Annotated in this window: 15 protein-coding genes; 3 read left to right on the top strand and 12 right to left on the bottom strand. The window is 45.6% G+C overall.

Features of this window, described 5'->3' with window-relative positions; translation table 11 throughout:
• Positions 1–251 precede the first annotated feature (251 nt).
• The 3 genes from NDI35_RS07360 to NDI35_RS07350 form a co-directional block, all read right to left on the bottom strand.
• Complete coding sequence (locus NDI35_RS07360) at positions 252–812, bottom strand: TerD family protein (RefSeq protein WP_445312149.1); 561 nt, start codon at positions 810–812, stop codon at positions 252–254.
• Positions 813–1,033: 221 nt separating this feature from the next.
• Positions 1,034–1,459 carry a DUF4359 domain-containing protein gene (locus tag NDI35_RS07355; protein WP_445312148.1) on the bottom strand — a complete coding sequence of 142 codons (426 nt, stop codon included), beginning with the start codon at positions 1,457–1,459 and terminating at the stop codon, positions 1,034–1,036.
• A 225-nt stretch (positions 1,460–1,684) separates the two neighbouring features.
• Positions 1,685–2,650: a M48 family metallopeptidase gene (locus NDI35_RS07350; RefSeq protein ID WP_333436059.1), complete on the bottom strand. Its 966-nt coding sequence runs from the start codon at positions 2,648–2,650 to the stop codon at positions 1,685–1,687.
• Between the two features lie 225 nt (positions 2,651–2,875).
• On the opposite strand from NDI35_RS07350, the gene NDI35_RS07345 reads away from it, so the two are divergent.
• Positions 2,876–3,427: a 1,2-dihydroxy-3-keto-5-methylthiopentene dioxygenase gene (locus NDI35_RS07345; RefSeq protein WP_445312147.1), complete on the top strand. Its 552-nt coding sequence runs from the start codon at positions 2,876–2,878 to the stop codon at positions 3,425–3,427.
• Between the two features lie 62 nt (positions 3,428–3,489).
• On the opposite strand, the gene NDI35_RS07340 is transcribed toward NDI35_RS07345, so the two are convergent.
• Complete coding sequence (locus tag NDI35_RS07340; RefSeq protein ID WP_445312146.1) at positions 3,490–5,109, bottom strand: NAD(P)/FAD-dependent oxidoreductase; 1,620 nt, start codon at positions 5,107–5,109, stop codon at positions 3,490–3,492.
• A gap of 3 nt (positions 5,110–5,112) precedes the next feature.
• Here NDI35_RS07340 and NDI35_RS07335 point away from each other — a divergent pair, with 3 nt between their 5' ends.
• Complete coding sequence (locus NDI35_RS07335; RefSeq protein WP_445312145.1) at positions 5,113–5,244, top strand: hypothetical protein; 132 nt, start codon at positions 5,113–5,115, stop codon at positions 5,242–5,244.
• 106 nt (positions 5,245–5,350) lie between these two features.
• The gene (locus tag NDI35_RS07330) at positions 5,351–5,956 is read left to right on the top strand and encodes a chorismate lyase (protein WP_445312144.1); all 606 of its coding nucleotides are present in this window, start codon (positions 5,351–5,353) and stop codon (positions 5,954–5,956) included.
• Between the two features lie 158 nt (positions 5,957–6,114).
• Here NDI35_RS07330 and NDI35_RS07325 read toward each other — a convergent pair whose 3' ends face one another.
• The 8 genes from NDI35_RS07325 to NDI35_RS07290 form a co-directional block, all read right to left on the bottom strand.
• The gene (locus tag NDI35_RS07325) at positions 6,115–7,416 is read right to left on the bottom strand and encodes a cytochrome P450 (protein ID WP_445312143.1); all 1,302 of its coding nucleotides are present in this window, start codon (positions 7,414–7,416) and stop codon (positions 6,115–6,117) included.
• A gap of 207 nt (positions 7,417–7,623) precedes the next feature.
• The gene (locus NDI35_RS07320) at positions 7,624–11,031 is read right to left on the bottom strand and encodes a PAS domain S-box protein (RefSeq protein ID WP_445312142.1); all 3,408 of its coding nucleotides are present in this window, start codon (positions 11,029–11,031) and stop codon (positions 7,624–7,626) included.
• Positions 11,032–11,688: 657 nt separating this feature from the next.
• A complete protein-coding gene (locus NDI35_RS07315) occupies positions 11,689–13,722 on the bottom strand; it encodes an ABC transporter ATP-binding protein (RefSeq protein WP_445312141.1) in 2,034 nt (677 codons plus the stop codon).
• A 223-nt stretch (positions 13,723–13,945) separates the two neighbouring features.
• Positions 13,946–14,455, bottom strand: coding sequence for a hypothetical protein (locus NDI35_RS07310; protein ID WP_445312140.1), 510 nt, complete (start codon positions 14,453–14,455; stop codon positions 13,946–13,948).
• Positions 14,456–14,913: 458 nt separating this feature from the next.
• Complete coding sequence (locus NDI35_RS07305; RefSeq protein ID WP_445312139.1) at positions 14,914–15,117, bottom strand: hypothetical protein; 204 nt, start codon at positions 15,115–15,117, stop codon at positions 14,914–14,916.
• Positions 15,118–15,279: 162 nt separating this feature from the next.
• Positions 15,280–15,594 (bottom strand): DUF3574 domain-containing protein, encoded by a 315-nt coding sequence (locus NDI35_RS07300; RefSeq protein WP_445312138.1) that lies wholly within the window; start codon positions 15,592–15,594, stop codon positions 15,280–15,282.
• A 392-nt stretch (positions 15,595–15,986) separates the two neighbouring features.
• Positions 15,987–16,337, bottom strand: a complete 351-nt coding sequence (locus NDI35_RS07295) for a hypothetical protein (protein ID WP_445312137.1) — start codon at positions 16,335–16,337, stop codon at positions 15,987–15,989.
• 333 nt (positions 16,338–16,670) lie between these two features.
• Complete coding sequence (locus NDI35_RS07290; protein WP_445312136.1) at positions 16,671–17,756, bottom strand: ABC transporter ATP-binding protein; 1,086 nt, start codon at positions 17,754–17,756, stop codon at positions 16,671–16,673.
• Between the last annotated feature and the right edge of the window lie 27 nt (positions 17,757–17,783).

Genomic DNA, 17,783 nt, shown 5'->3' with positions numbered 1-17,783 from the left:
ACTTAAGTACAATTACGTAATTAAAAACCTGGCTTTCTCCCCCAACCGGTTTCTACAATTGAACTTAATTTGACCCTAATTTTGAGCATTTTCAGAACTAAGTAGCAAGGTAACAAAGTTACCAAAAGCTCCAGACGAGACTGTTCCGCTTCCGGTTCTGACTCCACCTCCAACTCCCCAGCCGGAAACTGCAAATCATCGGCAGTTCCCGCTGCCAACTCGTGAGGAATTGGAGCAATATTATTACTACTTTAGCTGCAATACTTATCCACAAAACTCTGCAATCCTGACTGATATCCTGCTCCTACCGCTTGAAATCTCCACTCTCCATTCTTTCTATACAAACGACCAAATTCTACAGCAGTCTCTCGCGAAAAGTTCTCTTTTAATTCATACCGAACCAGTTCGCTTTTTGTATCCAAATTGGAAACTTTGATAAAAGCATTTTTGATATTGCTAAAATTTGCATTAATTTTATCCGCTTCGTGAATAGTGACAACAAAAGTTATTTCCTCAATTTCAGGATTAACTCTTTTTAAAATAACGCCGTAAATAGTCTTATTCTCTTGACTTCTGTTGTTTTTATCTCGAATCACTTGCAGTACCGAACTGTCACCGGATTGCAGATTATTGTAAAATATCAAATATTTATCGTTAGGTATTTTGCCGTCAGCACCTAGCATAAAGGCAGAGACATCAATCTCGTAGCTTTGTCCTGCCTCTGTCACCTGCCAACCGAGGGCGATCGCCATTTTTTTCAAACCGGGCGCTTCTTTAGAGATATTAAATCTCTCACCCTTACTTAATTGCATTCCCATCTGCTTATTTTTTAAACATCAAACTTTATAGCGTTTATGTTAATATTAAGTGGTACAATAACTTTTCTTCTTTAATAAAACTTAATATTTTGTCTCTATTAGCGGGCCTCATTAAAAATAGGTGCTACCGATCTCCGAATTTATTGAGAGAATTACGTAAGCAAAAACCGGGCTTTCTACAAAACCCGGTTTCAACAATTGAACTTAATTAGAGTCTAATTTTGACCATTTTCAGAACTAGGTGGCAGCGTCACAAAATTACCAAAAGCTCCAACCGTTTGATAGCTTTTTTTACCTAATTCAGTTGTGTAAATACTGACCACACCTAAATTTTGACGCTGCGTTGTATTGTCGAGCAAGCTTTCGATCGTGCCCCGCTGCGAAGTCAGCAAATTCTTGCAACTGCCGATCAAAGTATCTGTAATGCCGCCCAAAGCTTTCGGAACGCGAGAATCTTTGCACACAGTGCTTTCCAACTCGGTTTGGAGTACGCCGGAAGCATAAGTTAGGTATTGGTCTCTCCCAGGATTTGTAAATACCATGCCACCGGCCAGAAGAATCATGGCGATCGCGACTTTTCCCACATTGCCGAAAAAATTAGAAGTTGGCTTGTTAGTATTCATTGCGTTATCAATATTCATTTTTTTTAGCCCCGTTGATTTATAAGCTTCTCTTGATTTAAACTACACCTCCTCAGAAACAGATTTCCGAAAGGAGGGGACAGTTTTTAGATTGGAGGCCAGTTGCGAGTAAGTCTCTCACTGGTTTACCTTCCTTTTACGTTTCCCCCTCCCTCAAATCCGGTAAATCTTCAACAAAACATTTAGCTGGTTCCCAGGCACAGCCTGGAAACGAGGAATTTAAACTTAGTTTCGCTTTGATTTTTGCCTCTCGATCTCCCGCTGCAACTCTTCAATTTGACGGCGCAAAGCCTCCGTCTCGCTGTTAGGCGTTTGCGACTTCACATCAACCGCACCCTCAGCTACAGCCCGCTTGTAGTTCCCTAGCTTAATTTGGCGGTATTCCTCGGAACTGGCCCAGTCTCGCAAATACCTCAGCCTTTCCACCGGGAAAGGGTGACTCAGCATCACGCCTTGGCCGCCGTTGTAAAGTAAAAATTTATACACTTGGTTGAGATTGTCTCGATCGAGTTCTTGATAGTTGTCAGACTGGCGGATAAATTCTTGCAAACTGCATTGGTCAGCATATTTACTGCTAACTCCCGCAAGTTTCATCATCGTCTTCATCACACTATTCAAGTCATCTGTCACCAACAAAGCCGCCCGATCTGCCGACAATTCAGCCTTGCGCCGCCACTCGTAAAAAGCGAAAATTAAACCGCTACCGACCATATTTCCCAAACCGAAAGTCATCTCGCCAATTGTCGATGCGACGCTCATCGCCCACATCGCCATTTGATTTAAAGTTGGATGGCCGCATTTAATGTGTCCCAACTCGTGAGCCAAGACTACCCGCAGTTCCGCCTCGTCCAACAAGTCTAAAAGACCAGTGTTTAATACTACATAAGGCTGGTTTTTTCCCAGGGCATAGCTGTTAACTGAGGGATTCTGAGAAACAAACAAACCCGGTTCAGGAAAAACATCTAAAGCCTGCACGCACTCCCGAAATATATGATAAATGCTGGCATATTGGCGGGGCCCGACTTGAATGCTATTTCCCATTAGGTAAACGAATTGCGGTCGTTCGTAGACAAATTCTACAAATTTGCTGGCAATTAAGTCAAATCCAGGCACGCTTCGCAGCGCTTCCTCAGCTTGGCGATCGAGGGGATGCTGAAATGCTTCGCTAGAAATTCCAGTATAAGTAGGCATAGTTGTTGCAAAAGTTACATTTAAGATATCAGTAATGCCATCGCTGCTGGTGCTAGCTGGCGCCTGACTTATCAATATTATCGCGACAAATATTCAACTGTTGTGGAACAGGCACCTTGCCTGTTCAAATTAGCGTTAAAATTGTGATTCTGGTACAGGTACGATCGACAAACATCTTTCACAGTGCCTGTGTATCGCCTCACCCAAAAATTGGAACGTGCAAAAATGGCTATCCTGCAACTCGAAAACGGTACAACCTACACTCAACAAAGCGACATTACCCGAGAACTCGCTTCCTTAAACATTCAACTCAACCGCTGGCCCGTGGGTGACAGCGCTGAAATTCAAAATTTGTTAGCTAAAGATGCTCTTGACGACAATCAAAAAGAGCAAGTGCTGCAAGCTCTCGACGGCTACTTTCAACAGTTGTCGGAAAGTGCAGGCTATCAGGATCGCGACTTAATTGTACTGCACCCAGACATTCCCAACCTGGACACCTTGCTGTCCAAATTCAACAAGTGCCACATCCACGCCGATGATGAAGTCCGCTATATCGTAGCAGGCGAGGGAATTTTCGGCTTCGTGCGGCCCGACGGCAGCCAAGTCGAACTCACAGTGCAGCCGGAAGAATTTATCAACGTGCCGGCGAATACAGAACACTGGTTTTATTTGACAGCAGCCCGGAAAGTTAAAGCGGTGCGCTATTTTACCACTAAAGAAGGCTGGACGCCTGAGTATACCGATACCGAAATTCGATCGCGTTTAGCTGCTGTTTGAACAGTTGACAGTTGACGGTTGACGGCAATCTTCAAATCATCTAAAAATCCTCAAATCCCGCATCAAATTTTGTGGTTTGAAGATTGCAAAATACTCAAAGCAACCGCCTCCGCCACCTTAATCCCATCAATCCCCGCCGACAGGATTCCACCCGCATATCCTGCACCTTCCCCAGCAGGATAAAGGCCTTCTGTATTCAAACTTTGATAATCTTCCTTGCGTTTAATCCGAATTGGTGAAGAAGTGCGCGTTTCCACCCCAGTCAAAACCGCATCATCCATCGCAAATCCTTTAATCTGTTTGTCAAAAGCCGGAAGTGCTTCGCGGATAGCTGCGATCGCATAATCTGGCAAACTTCCGCTCAAATCAGTCATCACAACTCCCGGCGTATAAGACGGCTGCACACTGCCTAGCGCCCTGGAAGGGCGATTCGCCAAAAAATCACCCACAAGCTGCCCAGGGGCGTTGTAAGTGCCACCTCCTAACTCAAATGCCCGTTCTTCTAAGCGACGCTGAAACTCTATTCCGGCTAAGGGATGACCCGGATAATCTTCCGGCGTGATACCCACCACAATCCCGCTGTTAGCATTGCGTTCATTGCGAGAATATTGACTCATTCCATTAGTGACAACTCGCCCCGGTTCTGACGCAGCCGCCACTACCAAACCACCGGGACACATACAGAAACTATACACAGAACGATTGTTTTGGCAATGGTGAACCAGTTTGTAATCGGCGGCGCCCAAAAGCTTATGGCCGGCCCGATCGCCAAAACGACAGCGATCGATAATAGTTTGGGGATGTTCCACCCGAAAACCAATGGAAAAAGGTTTAGGTTCGATGTAAACCCCGCGCGAAAACAACATTTCAAAAGTATCGCGGGCGCTGTGTCCCACCGCCAGAACTATATAATTACTAGCAATATATTCTCCGCTGGCGAGGGTAAGTCCCTGCACTTTTCCATTTTCGATGTGGATATCTTCTACACGACTTTGAAACCGAATTTCTCCGCCTAATGATTCAATTTGGGCGCGTAGACTTTGGACAATTCCAACCAATTTGAACGTGCCAATATGCGGTTTATTAATATATAAAATTTCCGGTGAAGCTCCTGCATTCACAAGTTCCGTCAACACCTTCCGCCCATAATGCTGAGGATCTTTAACTTGGCTGTAGAGTTTGCCATCGGAAAAAGTACCCGCACCACCTTCGCCAAACTGAGCGTTAGATTCAGGGTTGAATTCTGCTTTTTTCTTCCAAAATCCAAAAGTATCAACCGTGCGATCGCGGACTGCTTTTCCGCGTTCTAAAAGGATGGGGCGAAACCCCATTTGTGCCAGCATCAGACCTGCAAACATACCGCACGGCCCTGTACCAATCACAATGGGGCGAATCGTCAAATTGCTGGGGGCTTTGGCTACCAAGCGATAACTCGTGTCTGGTGTTACCATCACATGAGGATCTTTTTTGAAGCGCGCCAAAAGTTGCTTTTCCTGTGTCGTCTCTACATCCACAATATAGACAAGGAGGATTTCTGCTTTTTTACGAGCATCGTAGCTGCGCTTGAAGATGGAATAGCCGAGCAATTCTTCCGGGGGAATTTGTAGCTTTTTGAGAATGGCGCTGGCGATCGCATCTTCAGGATGATCGAGGGGGAGTTTTATTTCGGTTATTCGTAACATATAGTGGAAGGAAGTTCGGCAACGGATTATGTAACGGATGTAACTGATGTAACGGATGTCAGGAAGAAGGAAGAAGGTAGAAGGAAGGAAGAAGGAAGAATAAAAATCCCGAACAGAAGTATTATAACTATTTAATTGGACATCATATGGGCGATCGTCCTCGGTCGAGCAATTTTTGATTTTTGAGCGGATAATTGAAGAAGCGTTATAATAAACAAAAAATTAAGTTTTGTAAAGACCCTTGACTGCAACATTTACACCCAAAAACAGCCGCACCTGGCACGCTCTCAACCCCCTGTGGCAAGGAGCAGAAGACGCAGTACAGAAGGGTTTACCCCACGCCAAGCTAGCACCGGCGTGGCAAATACTGCTCCTAGGTGACGGTTCCCCCACCCGTCACCTGCAACTGCTGACAGGGGAACCCACAGAAGTAGATGTGATCGATATGTCTTTAGTGGGTGAAGACGCAGACGGCGCGCCCCAGCAACTTGTCGCCGTTCCCGGGCCGCGCCTGCGCCGCCAAGTGTGGCTGCGGACTGCTTCGGGACAGCGCTTAGCCTATGCCACTTCTTGGTGGGAAGCGAGTCATGTAGACGAATATTTACAAAATAAATCTTTGCCAATTTGGGCTAGTTTAGCGAGGCTGCGGACAGAATTGTATCGCGATGTGCAGGGCATTTATTGCGGTTATTCGGTGGCCTTGGAGTCAGCTTTTGAACAGTCGGGGCCTTTTTGGGGGCGACACTATTTGTTTTGGCATCATGGTAAGCCCTTGACTCTGATTTATGAGGTTTTTTCTCCTTATTTAACTAAGTATTTGGGGCCGATGCAATTGGATGTTGATTGAGACTGAGATCTTGCACCATTATCAATCAGGCTTTCAGGGCGGGCTAGAAGCCCAACCCCTACTTCCCATAATAAAATTCATCTCTTGTGGAACAGGCCGGAAAGCCTGTTCTCAAGAAGAAGAGGAAAATAAGGAGGGTGTAGAACTGAAGCTTCTACTTATTTCATAGTTGTTCGACGAAATTTTACTCGCAAACCGTCGCGGGGACGGGGAGTCGGTACTGTGATTAAATTCAAATCTTGATCGGGTAAAAGCTCCCATTCCAACTCCCGAACAATCTTTGCCGCAAACAACTTCATCTCTAATCGGGCAAATTCTTTGCCCAAACATTCTCGCAAACCGCCGCCAAAGGGCACGTAACTAAAGGGTTTAGCCGAGCGCTCGGAGCTAAATCGATCGGGGTCGAATCGATCGGGTTCAGGATAAAGTTGACTATCCTGATGGGTTTGAGTAATCCCAGAAAGCACGCTCCAACCCTTGGGAATTTCATAGCCGCCGAACTCACAAGCATTAATTACTGTCCGAAAAACACTTCCCACCGGTGGAATTAAACGCAGCACTTCTCGCAGCACCTGTTCTAAATAGGTCATTTGTTTGAGTTGTTCCAATGTTAAGGGTTCAGTTGCGGGGAACTGCTGCTGTTCGGCCCGCACTTTTGCCATCACATCGGGATTTTGAGCTAGGAGAAGGCAAAAAGAGGCGATGGCCGAAGTTAAAGTTCCGTGTCCCGCAAACAGCAGCACCAACACTTGATCTTTTAACTCATCCAAACTCAAACTATTTCCCTCCTCATCGCGACCCGAAATCAGAAAACTCAAAGCATCCTTGCCACTAGGGGTTCCTTGCTGGCGATCGCGAATAATCTTTTCCAGTTCTGCTAACAGTAAGTTTCTGCTATTTTTCGCTTTGCCAAACTTTGTCCAAGGCACATCTAAAGGAATCGAAAATAAACCATTGCCCCAAGTTTCAAAATTATGTCCGAGCGCCGTCCCCGAACCGTTATCAATCCCTACTAACAACTTAGCCGCCACATCAAAAGTATAATTTCTCAGTTCAGGATACCAAGTCAGGGTTTCCATTTTTTCCCATTTTTCCAAATAGCTCTGAGTGATATTTTCCATCGCGCCGATGTAGCCAACCAAAGCTCGCGGCTGAAACGCTTGGTACATCAACTTGCGCCGATTTATGTGGTTAGCACCCGTTTGCACCGACAAGGAAAGCGGCCCTAAAAGCGCTTTCGTACTCGCAGGAAAACTCGCAACAAAATATTGGTTGTCATTGCTTAAAACAAACAAACTAGCCTCTTGGCCACGCATAAACACGGTAGGCTGTCCGAAAAGGCTGGTTTTGAAAATGGGCCCGTACTGCTGGTGGCGTTTTTTGGCGAATTGGGAATCTTGCAAAAAGTTGATAGTATCGCCAATTAGGGGTAAACCGAAACTGCCGGGAGGTAATGCCATTTTAGATTTTAGATTTTAGATTTTAGATTTTTAATATCATATCAATTTTAGTTGGATGGTGGGCAATACGCACCATACAAATTTCTGCTAAAATAACTTTTCTCTGTTTGTAGCCTGTAGAGTGCGTCAGTCTTAAGGTTAGTACAAAAAAATCAGGTTTTTCCAACTGACGCACCTTACTATTTTTGCCGACCAACCCATTTAAATTTATGTCCTTTTAATAGGAATCTCGATTATAAATTCAGTGCCTTTCCCCACCACCGAGGAACACTTAATTTCACCTTTATGTTTTTCGACAATAATTGAATGGGAAATCGCTAAACCCATCCCCGTTCCCGAACCGACCCGTTTGGTAGTATAGAACGGGTCAAATATCCGCTGCTTGACTTGATCTGTCATACCTGCACCGTTATCAGAAATTCTAATCACAGCGAGAGTACCTTCTACCTCTGTACGAATGCGGATAATTCCCGGATTTTCGAGCGATTCTTGTAAAACGTCAATAGCGTTAGCGATAATATTCATAAACACTTGATTCAACAATCCAGCGTAGCACTCCACCAGTGGCAATTTGCCGTATTCTTTAACGAGTTGAATTGCTGGGCGCTCGGGCTGAACTTTCAGACGGTGTTCTAAAATCATCAATGTGCTGTCGATGCCTTCGTGAATGTTAACCTTTTTCATGTCAGATTCATCGAGGCGAGAGAAATTCCGCAAACTCCGCACGATATCCCGGATGCGAGTAGCTCCCATCTGCATAGAAGACAGCATTTTCGGCAAGTCGTCTAGCACGAAATCCAGCTCTAACACCTCTATTTCCTCCTGAAGAGCTGGAGAAGGTTCGGGGTATTCATCTCGATACATTTGCACCAGTTTCATCAGGTTTCTGGCGTATTCTTCTGTGTAGGTAAGATTGCCGAAAATAAAGCTGACCGGGTTATTGATTTCGTGGGCAATTCCTGCTACCATCTGACCGAGACTCGACATTTTTTCTGCCTGCACGAGCTGAGTTTGAGCTTGCTGGAGTTCGCACAGAGTTACTTCGAGTTTTGCAGCTTGCTCTTGCGCTATCCGGGCTGAATCGACGCTTTTAGTGTAAAGTTCAGATTGACTGATGGCGATCGCCAATTGATCGCCAATTGCCTCAATTAACTCCACTTCCTCTTTGGTCCACGTGCGTACCTCCTTGCAAGAAACGCAGCCAACAACACCAGTTAAACCCCCGGCACTTTTAATCGGTAAATCCAAGACAGACTTGCAACCAATATCCAAAAAGAATTTTTGTTCTACTGGATCGCTAACAGTTGCAACATCATCTATTTGATAAACTTCCAACTTAGCGATTTTTTGCGGCAGCGTACCCGTTATGTCAGCAGGGAAATAACCCAAAAGCGAGAACAAATCCTCATTTTTAGCTTCGTGGACGACATCCCACGCAGGTGGCGAAGCGTCGGGCAAATACCAGATAAACACACAGCGATCGACTTGCAGCAAGTCGCGAATCTGCTGCACAGTCGTTGCCAAAATAGTATCTAAATCTAGAGATTCGCGGATATTGCTAGCTAACTGGTTCAGCAGTGCTTCCTGCTCCGCTAACTTGCGGAAGCGCGCTTCCGAAGCTTGCAATTTTCGTTGAGCTTCTTTTTGTTGTGTAACGTCCAAACCCAAACCGATTAAGCCGATCGCGCTGCCGTTGGCCTCTTTTACCTTAGCTTTAATCACCTCTAAATGGTGATTTTTACCGTCAGCAAACTGTATAATTTCATCAGCATAAAAAGGAGTATCTTGACTCCCGACTTGCACGTCAGACGCCATGCAGTTAGCAAATGCTTCCGCTCCCAAAATTTCTGAAGAGTGAGATGCTGCCAAAAATCTTTCTTCAGGAACGTTCACAGATTCGCAAAAAGTTTTGTTAACCAACAGCATCTTGCCTTTAGTATCAGTCAGCCACACCCAAATGGGAGCGTTGTCAATAATTGCCCTCAAAGTTTGCTTTTGTCTGGCGAGAGCTTCTTCTGTTTGTTTGCGCTTAATTCCCAGGGCGATCGCATCCGCTACCGAGGCAAAAGCAACCAGCGTTGATTCCTTCAACTTGTGGCGAGAAAACAGAGCGATTACTCCCACTAACTGATTGTCAACAATTAGCGGATATCCGGCAAAAGCTACCATTCCCTCTCGTGACGCCCATTCTTTATCGTGGAGTCTGGGATCTTCTTGCACAGAATTAGTGATGTAATGTTTTCGCTCCAGGGCGATTAAACCAATCTTGAACTCGCCGACAGCAATGCGGGTGTAAGCGCCGTCAATGCCAGTATATATCCCCGCGCTTGCTTCCAGTTCCAATACATTTTCCTCTTCATTCAGCGTCCAAATCCGAGCAAAGGCAGCATCCAAATGGCGCACAACTGCATCGGCGCAATATTGCAAAGTTGCAAGCAAAGTCTGGTTTTGAGTCAGAGCAATTCCCACATCTGCTGTGAATAGAGAAAGTTTCAATTGTTCTGCTAAAGCTTGTTCTGCTATTTTGCGCTCTGTAATGTCCGTAGCAGCACCGAGACGCTGCTTAATTTTTCCCTCCTCTGTTCTGCTAAATACAATATTCCGGCTTACTAACCAGTGCCAACAATTATGTCGATCGCGTACCCGATATTCGTACTCAATAACTTCGCCGTCGGGAGCATTTTCTAATTGCTGAAAATATCCGGGAAATTTAGCTAAGTCGTCAGGGTGGATGATGGTGGGCAGTAGATTGCTGCCCATGTTTTCAACTTCTGCCCTCGTATAGCCGAGGGTGTCACTGATTTCGCGGTTGCTGTAGACATTTCGCTGCTCACTTTCATCGTAAACAAACAGAAGATTCGGACTGGTATTGGCAATTCGCTCAACAAAACGCTGACTCTCTTGCAGCGCTGCTTCTGCTTGTTTTTGAGCGGTAATGTCGCGGCCGACACCATAGATCAATTCTTCCTCGCAGAAACGGGTAGCAGTCCAGGCTATCCACTTGTAAGAACCGTTGCGACAGCGCCAGCGGTTTTCAAACCCAACGGTATTCTTCCCCGCAGCTATACTTTCAGCTTCTTTTAAAGTAGCTTCGCGATCGTCTGGATGCACGAATTCAATGAAGAGTTGGCCAACCATTTCTTCTGGGGAATAGCCGAGTATTTTTTCTGCTGCTGGGTTGATGCGTTTTACATAACCGTCAAAACTAAGGACGCACAGTAAATCTAGCGAGAGGCTAAAAAAGCGATCGCTCCCGTTGGGTTCGCTGGAGGGGCGATCGTTTTGGGCTACGACAGCAGAGGCGTTTGAGCGCGCCGATACCGCTAAAAAGACAAAATTTGCTATTGCCAAAAATCCCAGGGCGAGTTGGCTATCGTAGAAATTATCACCGCTGCCAACTAGGAGCCACCCGTTTAAGACAAGCAGTACAATTATCAAAATTGAGAATACACTGCCAGGGGCGATCGTCGCTACGCTGATTTTTTTTTCATACTCCTGGCTGCCTTCTGCCTTTTCTATTCTGGTGACTGCTGCCGTAATTTTTGTCCACAACACTTGCAACACTTTCAGCAATTTAGTGCTTTTGGATTCTTCTAGTTGAACTGAATGTTTCATTCTTTTACTCTAGAGTTACTTTGAGTTGTGCTGATTTAAGAATTACAATAAAGATGTTTAAATATTATAAATATTTCCTATTTGGCGAGCTCTAGTATTGGATAATTACGTAAATTTACGCAATACCAGGCGATAATTAAGTGTATTTACGGAAGTAGCAACCCATCTCTTTTTAGCTTGGGTACCCATTTTATAATTTTTCCGACTCATCGAGAGAGTTTACTTATAATACTACGCGACATATTGTTGTTAGTCATTGGACATTTGGCCTAATTTAGCTAGTCCTGGACGCAGAAACTCGCACTCCTGGGTGCAGAACCTAATTATGTAGGCTGCGCCTGAATCTGCTTGCCGCGTTATAGTAGCGTGTTATACCCCACTTTTTGCGTCTAGAAATAACAGGGTTTGATGTAGGAAAATACTGCGTGGAGCGCCCTGGCTGTGGGTTGAAAAACCCGGAATGTTAGTCAAGTTCAAGCAGGTAGAATTTGACCATAAATTATGAAGTTAAAATAAAGATAAACTGCTAATTTGTGAAGAAAAAATGAAAAAAATCTTCGTAGCAGGTTTTCGTAGCCCGATATGTTCGCGCGTAATGGCTAATTAGTAATTGGTAACGGGCAATTGGTAATTGATACCAGTTTAAAACACTAAAGCTCAAACCTGTTTCGATTCATCTGCAGGCGATGGGGGCCAAGCAGCTTGGCGACCTAGTTGCTGTTGCCGAATTCGCTCCAAATTCCCTGCTGGAATAGAAGCTATAAGTTGCCGCGTGTAAGCTTGTTGCGGTTGGCGGTAAATACGCTCGGCAGTGCCAATTTCCTCGATTTTACCTTTGTTCATGACGATCGCGCGATCGCTCATAAACTTGACCACGCTCAAATCGTGAGAAATAAAAATATAAGTCAGTCCAAACTCTGTTTGCAACTCCTTCAGCAAATTTAAAACTTGCGCCTGCACGGACACATCTAATGCCGAAACCGACTCATCGCAAATAATAAACTTAGGATTCAAAGCCAAAGCTCTAGCAATACAAATTCGCTGCCGCTGTCCGCCCGAAAACTCGTGAGGGTAGCGGCGCATAAAATCGGGATTTAAACCCACTCTCTCCAACAAATAAGCAGCGCGATCGCGCTGTTCTTTCTGGTTCTTACCAAAGCGGTGAATCACCATCGGTTCCATCACCGCATCCCCAACATTTAGGCGCGGATCGAGAGAACTAAAAGGGTCTTGAAAAATAATTTGCAAATCGCGCCGCAGCCACCGCAATTTGCGATCGTACTCTTTTTTCATCCGATAATTAGCCATCCACTGCGGTGCCGAACTACTTTTCGCAGGAGGCGTAATTTCTTGGCCTTCAAAAAACACTTTACCGCTGGTCGCCGGAATTAATTGCAGCAAAGCTCTCGCCAAAGTTGATTTACCGCAGCCAGACTCGCCCACCAAACCCAAAGTCTCGCCCGGATAAACCTCAAAAGAAATATCGTTTACCGCCATAAACAAGCGTTTAGTTTCGCCAAACATTCCCTGCACCGGAAAACCAACTCCCAGGTTATCAACAGCTAGTAAAGGCTGGGAAATATTCGGCAGCCGCGGCGGTTTTCCTATGGCAAAAGCGGGATTTCCCCCGCTGTTGTCGCCGTCTAAATCGGCATTTTTCTCAACAATTACTAATTCGCCGCTAGCATTTGTGGTGACATCCATAAAATCGGAAACTGTCGGCAAGCGGCGCAGTTGCCGATCGAGTGTTGGGCGGCAAGCTAACAGACCTTTTGTGTAAGGATGTTGGGGATTGCTGAAAATTTGTTCGATCGCACCGCACTCAACAATCTTGCCTCGGTACATCACCGCCACCGTATCGCCAATTTCAGCAATGACGCCCAAATCGTGGGTAATAAAAATCATTGCCATGCCTCTAGAGTCCCGCAACTCCCGCAGCAAAGCTAAGATTGTGGCCTGCACGGTTACGTCCAAAGCCGTGGTAGGTTCATCAGCAATTAATAGAGTGGGATTGCAAGAAATGGCCATTGCAATCATCACGCGCTGGATTTGACCGCCTGAGAGTTCGTGGGGGTAGCGATCGAGCATAGCTTGTTTTTGGCCGTTGACGAGCTGCATCAAATCGCGATCGTCCTCCATAACTGCTTGATTCCCAGCAGCAGCCCGGGAATGCTCTTGTCGCAAAGCCAAACACCGCTGCCTGAGCTCATCGTCGCCCGGTAGCAGCTTGACCTCTTGTAGCAGAGAAGCAGCTTGACGGCGCGCTTCTGTCTGCGACACCTGTTGGTGCAAACAAATGGCTTCTGTGAGTTGAAATCCGATCGTATAAACGGGATTTAGCGAACTCATCGGCTCTTGAAAAATCGTCGCAATCTGGCTGCCCCGGTATGTTTGTTTTTCCCTGTCCGGCATTTCCAGCAGATTCACAGGCCCATTGCTAACGCCGTCTTTTGTCGGAGAAAACCAAATTTCGCCATCTATTTTGGTTGACGAACTCGACAGCAAACCCATAACAGCGAGGGATGTTACCGATTTTCCCGACCCCGACTCTCCCACGATGCCCAGAGTTTGCCCTCGCTTGACCTCAAAGGAAATGCCGTCAACCGCTTTGACGGTTGCAGACGCATCGCCTGCGTCCGCAGATTGAAATTGAACCCGCAGGTTGCGAACTTCTAGGACGGTTTCACTCATGGAGGTCTATGGCAGTTAAATGGAGATTAAGTGGATTGTAGCAGGGCCTGCTGAAGGCAGAAGGCAGTAGGAAGATTTTAAGATGGCTTTGCATAACAGATGGCGAAAGCTAACATTCTTCGCAACGCTTCGCCGTGGATGAGTTTTGAATTTTAAATGGTTTATAACTTAAAACTCAAAACTCAGAACTACTGGAGTGCCTTCTGCCTGCGAGTAATTTTCCTCAAAAACCGATGACTTGAGTGTCAGCAGGCAGTGCAGTGGCGTCGGAGACCTTTTTAAACAGGGTTGCCTGTTCGTTTAAGGAATTAGGTCTCGCCAGTCCGGGATAGGTGCCTTTCAACTGAAGGCGCATTTGACCTTCGGCAGTCAACTCAAAAACAGTCTCAACGGTTTCTGTGCTGCTGAGGCGGACATCAAGGTGCATCGGTTTTTCACCGAGATTAACTTTGTACCTCATTTCTTGGGCGCGGGCGGCTCCGTCCGGGCCTTTAGCCATGAGAAACAATTTGCCTTCTGGGGCAAAGACGAAGGTGAAAGACTCACCGGAGGCGACGCCTTGCCATTGGCCTAGGAGTTGCTTGTCGATGCTGCTAGCGGCCGGGGCTGCTGTTTCTTGGGCAATTATTGGTGCTGCTGCGGATGCGGGGCCGAGTGAGGCGTTGAAGCTAATGAGGATGCCCAAGCAAAGGCTACGTGCGATCGCTTTACCAATCATTTTTGAATTAGACATGAGACCGATCTAAAAATTGGTTATTTGTTTTGTACACTGTAGCGGTAAAACCGTACTTTGTTTAGTTTAAATCTCTTTTATGGATAGATATAGGTTGAGGTTCAAACCTGCAACACATTTGTCATCCCCGGACTAAAGCTTTTCCTGAGCTTGTTGAAGGGTCATTCGATTTGAGATTTGAGATTTTGGATTGACCCCACGGATAAATTCGGGGGCTTGAGGATTTGAGATTTTCGATTTGGGATTGATTCCACGGATAAATCCGGGGGCTTGTACCATCAAGAAATTCTTGGTCACGGGGATTTCAGTTTTTTTTATTGTAAAATCCAATACAAATCCCGCTTAAGCTGCACAGTTCGCTGTTCTGAGTTAATTGTTTTTAACTCAAAACAGCTAATTGACTATGGGGTTCGCTCGCACAGAGAGTTTCGCAAAGCGATCGCCTTAATAGTCTTTCATTAATTTTTTTCTGTATCGGGTTCGACTTGTTCTGTCGGAGCTTCCGGCGCGGGTTCCTGTGGATTTCGCGATCGTTTCGTTGCCTCCAATGCCTCTGCGTAAGACCAAGCCACGCTCACAAGAAAAGCTTTCGCCATGCCGGACAAATTTTGTGATTCCTCGCTTTCCGGCGCTTCAGCTTTTTGGTTGCCGTCGTTCATCATGTTTTTGTTTTCTCCCGGGCAGGTTTTTCTAGCGATTTTTTGCAGTCTGCGATCGATACCCACAAATTATGATTTTTCTTGCACCAGCACCCTACTTATCTTTGAGGATATGACCTTGATTACCACGAATAATATCATAAATACGCTGATTGGATGACCACATCAGAAAGAAACCTTAACTTCGCTGGTTGCGCGCAGCACGGACTCTTGCAGGAAAGTGCGCTTGTAAGTTTCGATAATTTCATGAATAGCTTGATTTTTTGCAGGACTACTTTCATAAATTAAAATAACTATTTTAGAGTTTTCTCTAATCATAATTTCCGAGCAGTTTAGAAACTGCCCCGCTCCGTCTAATACCGTTAGCCCTTCCCGAAAGCGAGGGGTAATAACTGCTTTGACCAACTCCTGCCATTCTGATTCAGAAATTGTCTCGCCTCCCGGTTTTGTTAAGCCAAAATACAGGTCATCTGGCACCATTTTTATGAATAGGCTTTCCCGCCTGTTCCACTCATCGTCCAATTTTATTGTGGGCCGTTGCTTCTAGCCCGCTCTTGAAATTGTGATTGAGAATCCTGCAATATCTCAGTTTTAACCACCGAGTCTGCTCAACGGGTTTTTAACGGGAATTTGATTTAATTTAACATAAAATGCTTCCCACTCAAAAACCCAGTTTCTCATGAGAAACTGGGTTTTTGAGCGTCTGTTCTAGTTTATTTATGCTCGCCTACTTGATTGCGTCTGTCGTATTAAGTCGCTCAACCTATTTAAACGTCAAACTTTTCAGGTGTTCAGAAACCCGGAAGGGCGAGCACTCTTGGCTGCGCCCGAAAGCAATCAGGTTTCTCAGTGTTATATTTTTTTAGTTGGAGCTAGTTATCCTTTAATTCGCGGACACTTCTCTTAGCAGTGTCTTGGTACATCTCCCCGAATTCTTTCACGGCTGCTCCTGCCTCTTGGCCAATCTTCTGAGCTCGTTCGCCCGGAGAGTCTGAGGTTTCGCGAGCTTCTTGCCTCCATTCCCGCGTTGTTTGGGGTCTTTCAGGATTGTTTAGCTCAGCCTTTGAGCTGGCTTGCGTGCCAAAACCTTTGTTAGTGCGTCCCGAATCTACAGTGGTTGTCAGCACCAGAAAACCGACTAGGACAACACTCAAAAAACTCTTAATTTGAAAGCCCTTAAGCAGGGAACTGATGCGAGCAATGGCTGTGGAAATCAAATTCATCTCAGTAATACTCCCTAAGTTGATTGGTGATTATTTGCAACATTTTTTGATCTAATTGACTCGCTCCAAATTTAGCAGTTAATGCGAGGTAAAGCCAATTTAGCTTTAACTTCTGATTAACCACCTAAATAGAGTTATAGGTTAGCGATAAAATCTGGTAAACACGCAACCTATGTGTCAGCCAATTAGCTTTTTCACACATGAATATCACCTTAACAGCCGCACAATACTTCTACCTCTAACTAAAGTCATAACTTAGTTATAAGCAAAAAAAATATTTTTCAGCACAGGGTTAGAGAATTTTTAATCAATCATGCTATGCAGGGCAAATTCTTATTGCAAGCGATCGCCCGTTTTCACGTCAAACCAGTGCAGCAACTGAGGCCCAAAAACCAGCTCTACAATTTCTGAATTCCAGTGGCGGTCATTGGGCAGCAAAGCCCGCACCGTTACTGAGTCCACGCCTTTAACTCGGACGCTAACTAAATTTTGCATTCCCAAGTTTTCCACTAAAAAAACCTCACCTTTAATTGCCTCTGGGGCAGACATCTTGCCGGCCTCTGCATCTGCAAAGCCGACGTGTTCCGGGCGAATTCCTAACACAATTTCTGGGGGCACAGTCGGCATATCTGGTAGTCGAACTCGAAAATCGCCCAACTGAGCAAAATTTCCCTGGCATTTAAGCACTAGCAAATTCATTTGCGGGCTGCCCACAAAACCCGCTACAAACTGATTTGCAGGACGAGTATAAATTAAGTGTGGCGGATCTAGCTGCTGCACGTTGCCGCTGTTGAGAACTGCGACTTTTGTTGAAAGCGTCATTGCTTCGGTTTGGTCGTGAGTGACGTAAACTACAGGAGCTTTTTGGGAGGAAAACAATTGTTTGAGTTCGGCCCTAACTTTTTCGCGCAATAATGCGTCGAGATTGCTCAAAGGTTCGTCGAGCAAAAATACTTCCGGTTGGCGCACTAATGCGCGGCCCAGGGCGACTCGCTGCCGCTGTCCGCCTGATAGTTTTCCTGGTTTGCGATCGATTAATTCAGTCAATCCGAGGGATGCTGCAACTTCTGTCACTAATCGCTCGATTTCGCTGTTGGATATTTTTTTGCGAAGTTTGAGGCTCGATGCCATGTTCTCGTATACTGTCATGTGCGGATACAGCGCGTAACTTTGAAAAACCATTGCAATATCCCGATCGCCCGGTCTGAGATAAGTGACATCGCGATCGCCAATTCTAATCTCGCCTCTAGTCGGCTGTTCCAACCCTGCAATTAACCGCAGCGTCGTAGATTTGCCACACCCCGACGGCCCTAGCAATGTCAAAAATTCCCCTTCGCTGACATCCAAACTAATGTCTTTTACTGGAACAACTTTAGGGCTGTAGGTTTTATTGAGGTTTTTGAGTTGCAATTTTGCCATGATTTTTAAAGTGTTGACTGTTGACTG

The organism is Microcoleus vaginatus FACHB-2002 (assembly GCF_040004035.1).
GTDB lineage: Bacteria > Cyanobacteriota > Cyanobacteriia > Cyanobacteriales > Microcoleaceae > Microcoleus > Microcoleus vaginatus_C.
Note: the sequence above shows the minus strand (reverse complement) of the source record. Positions and strands in the feature narration are given on the sequence as shown.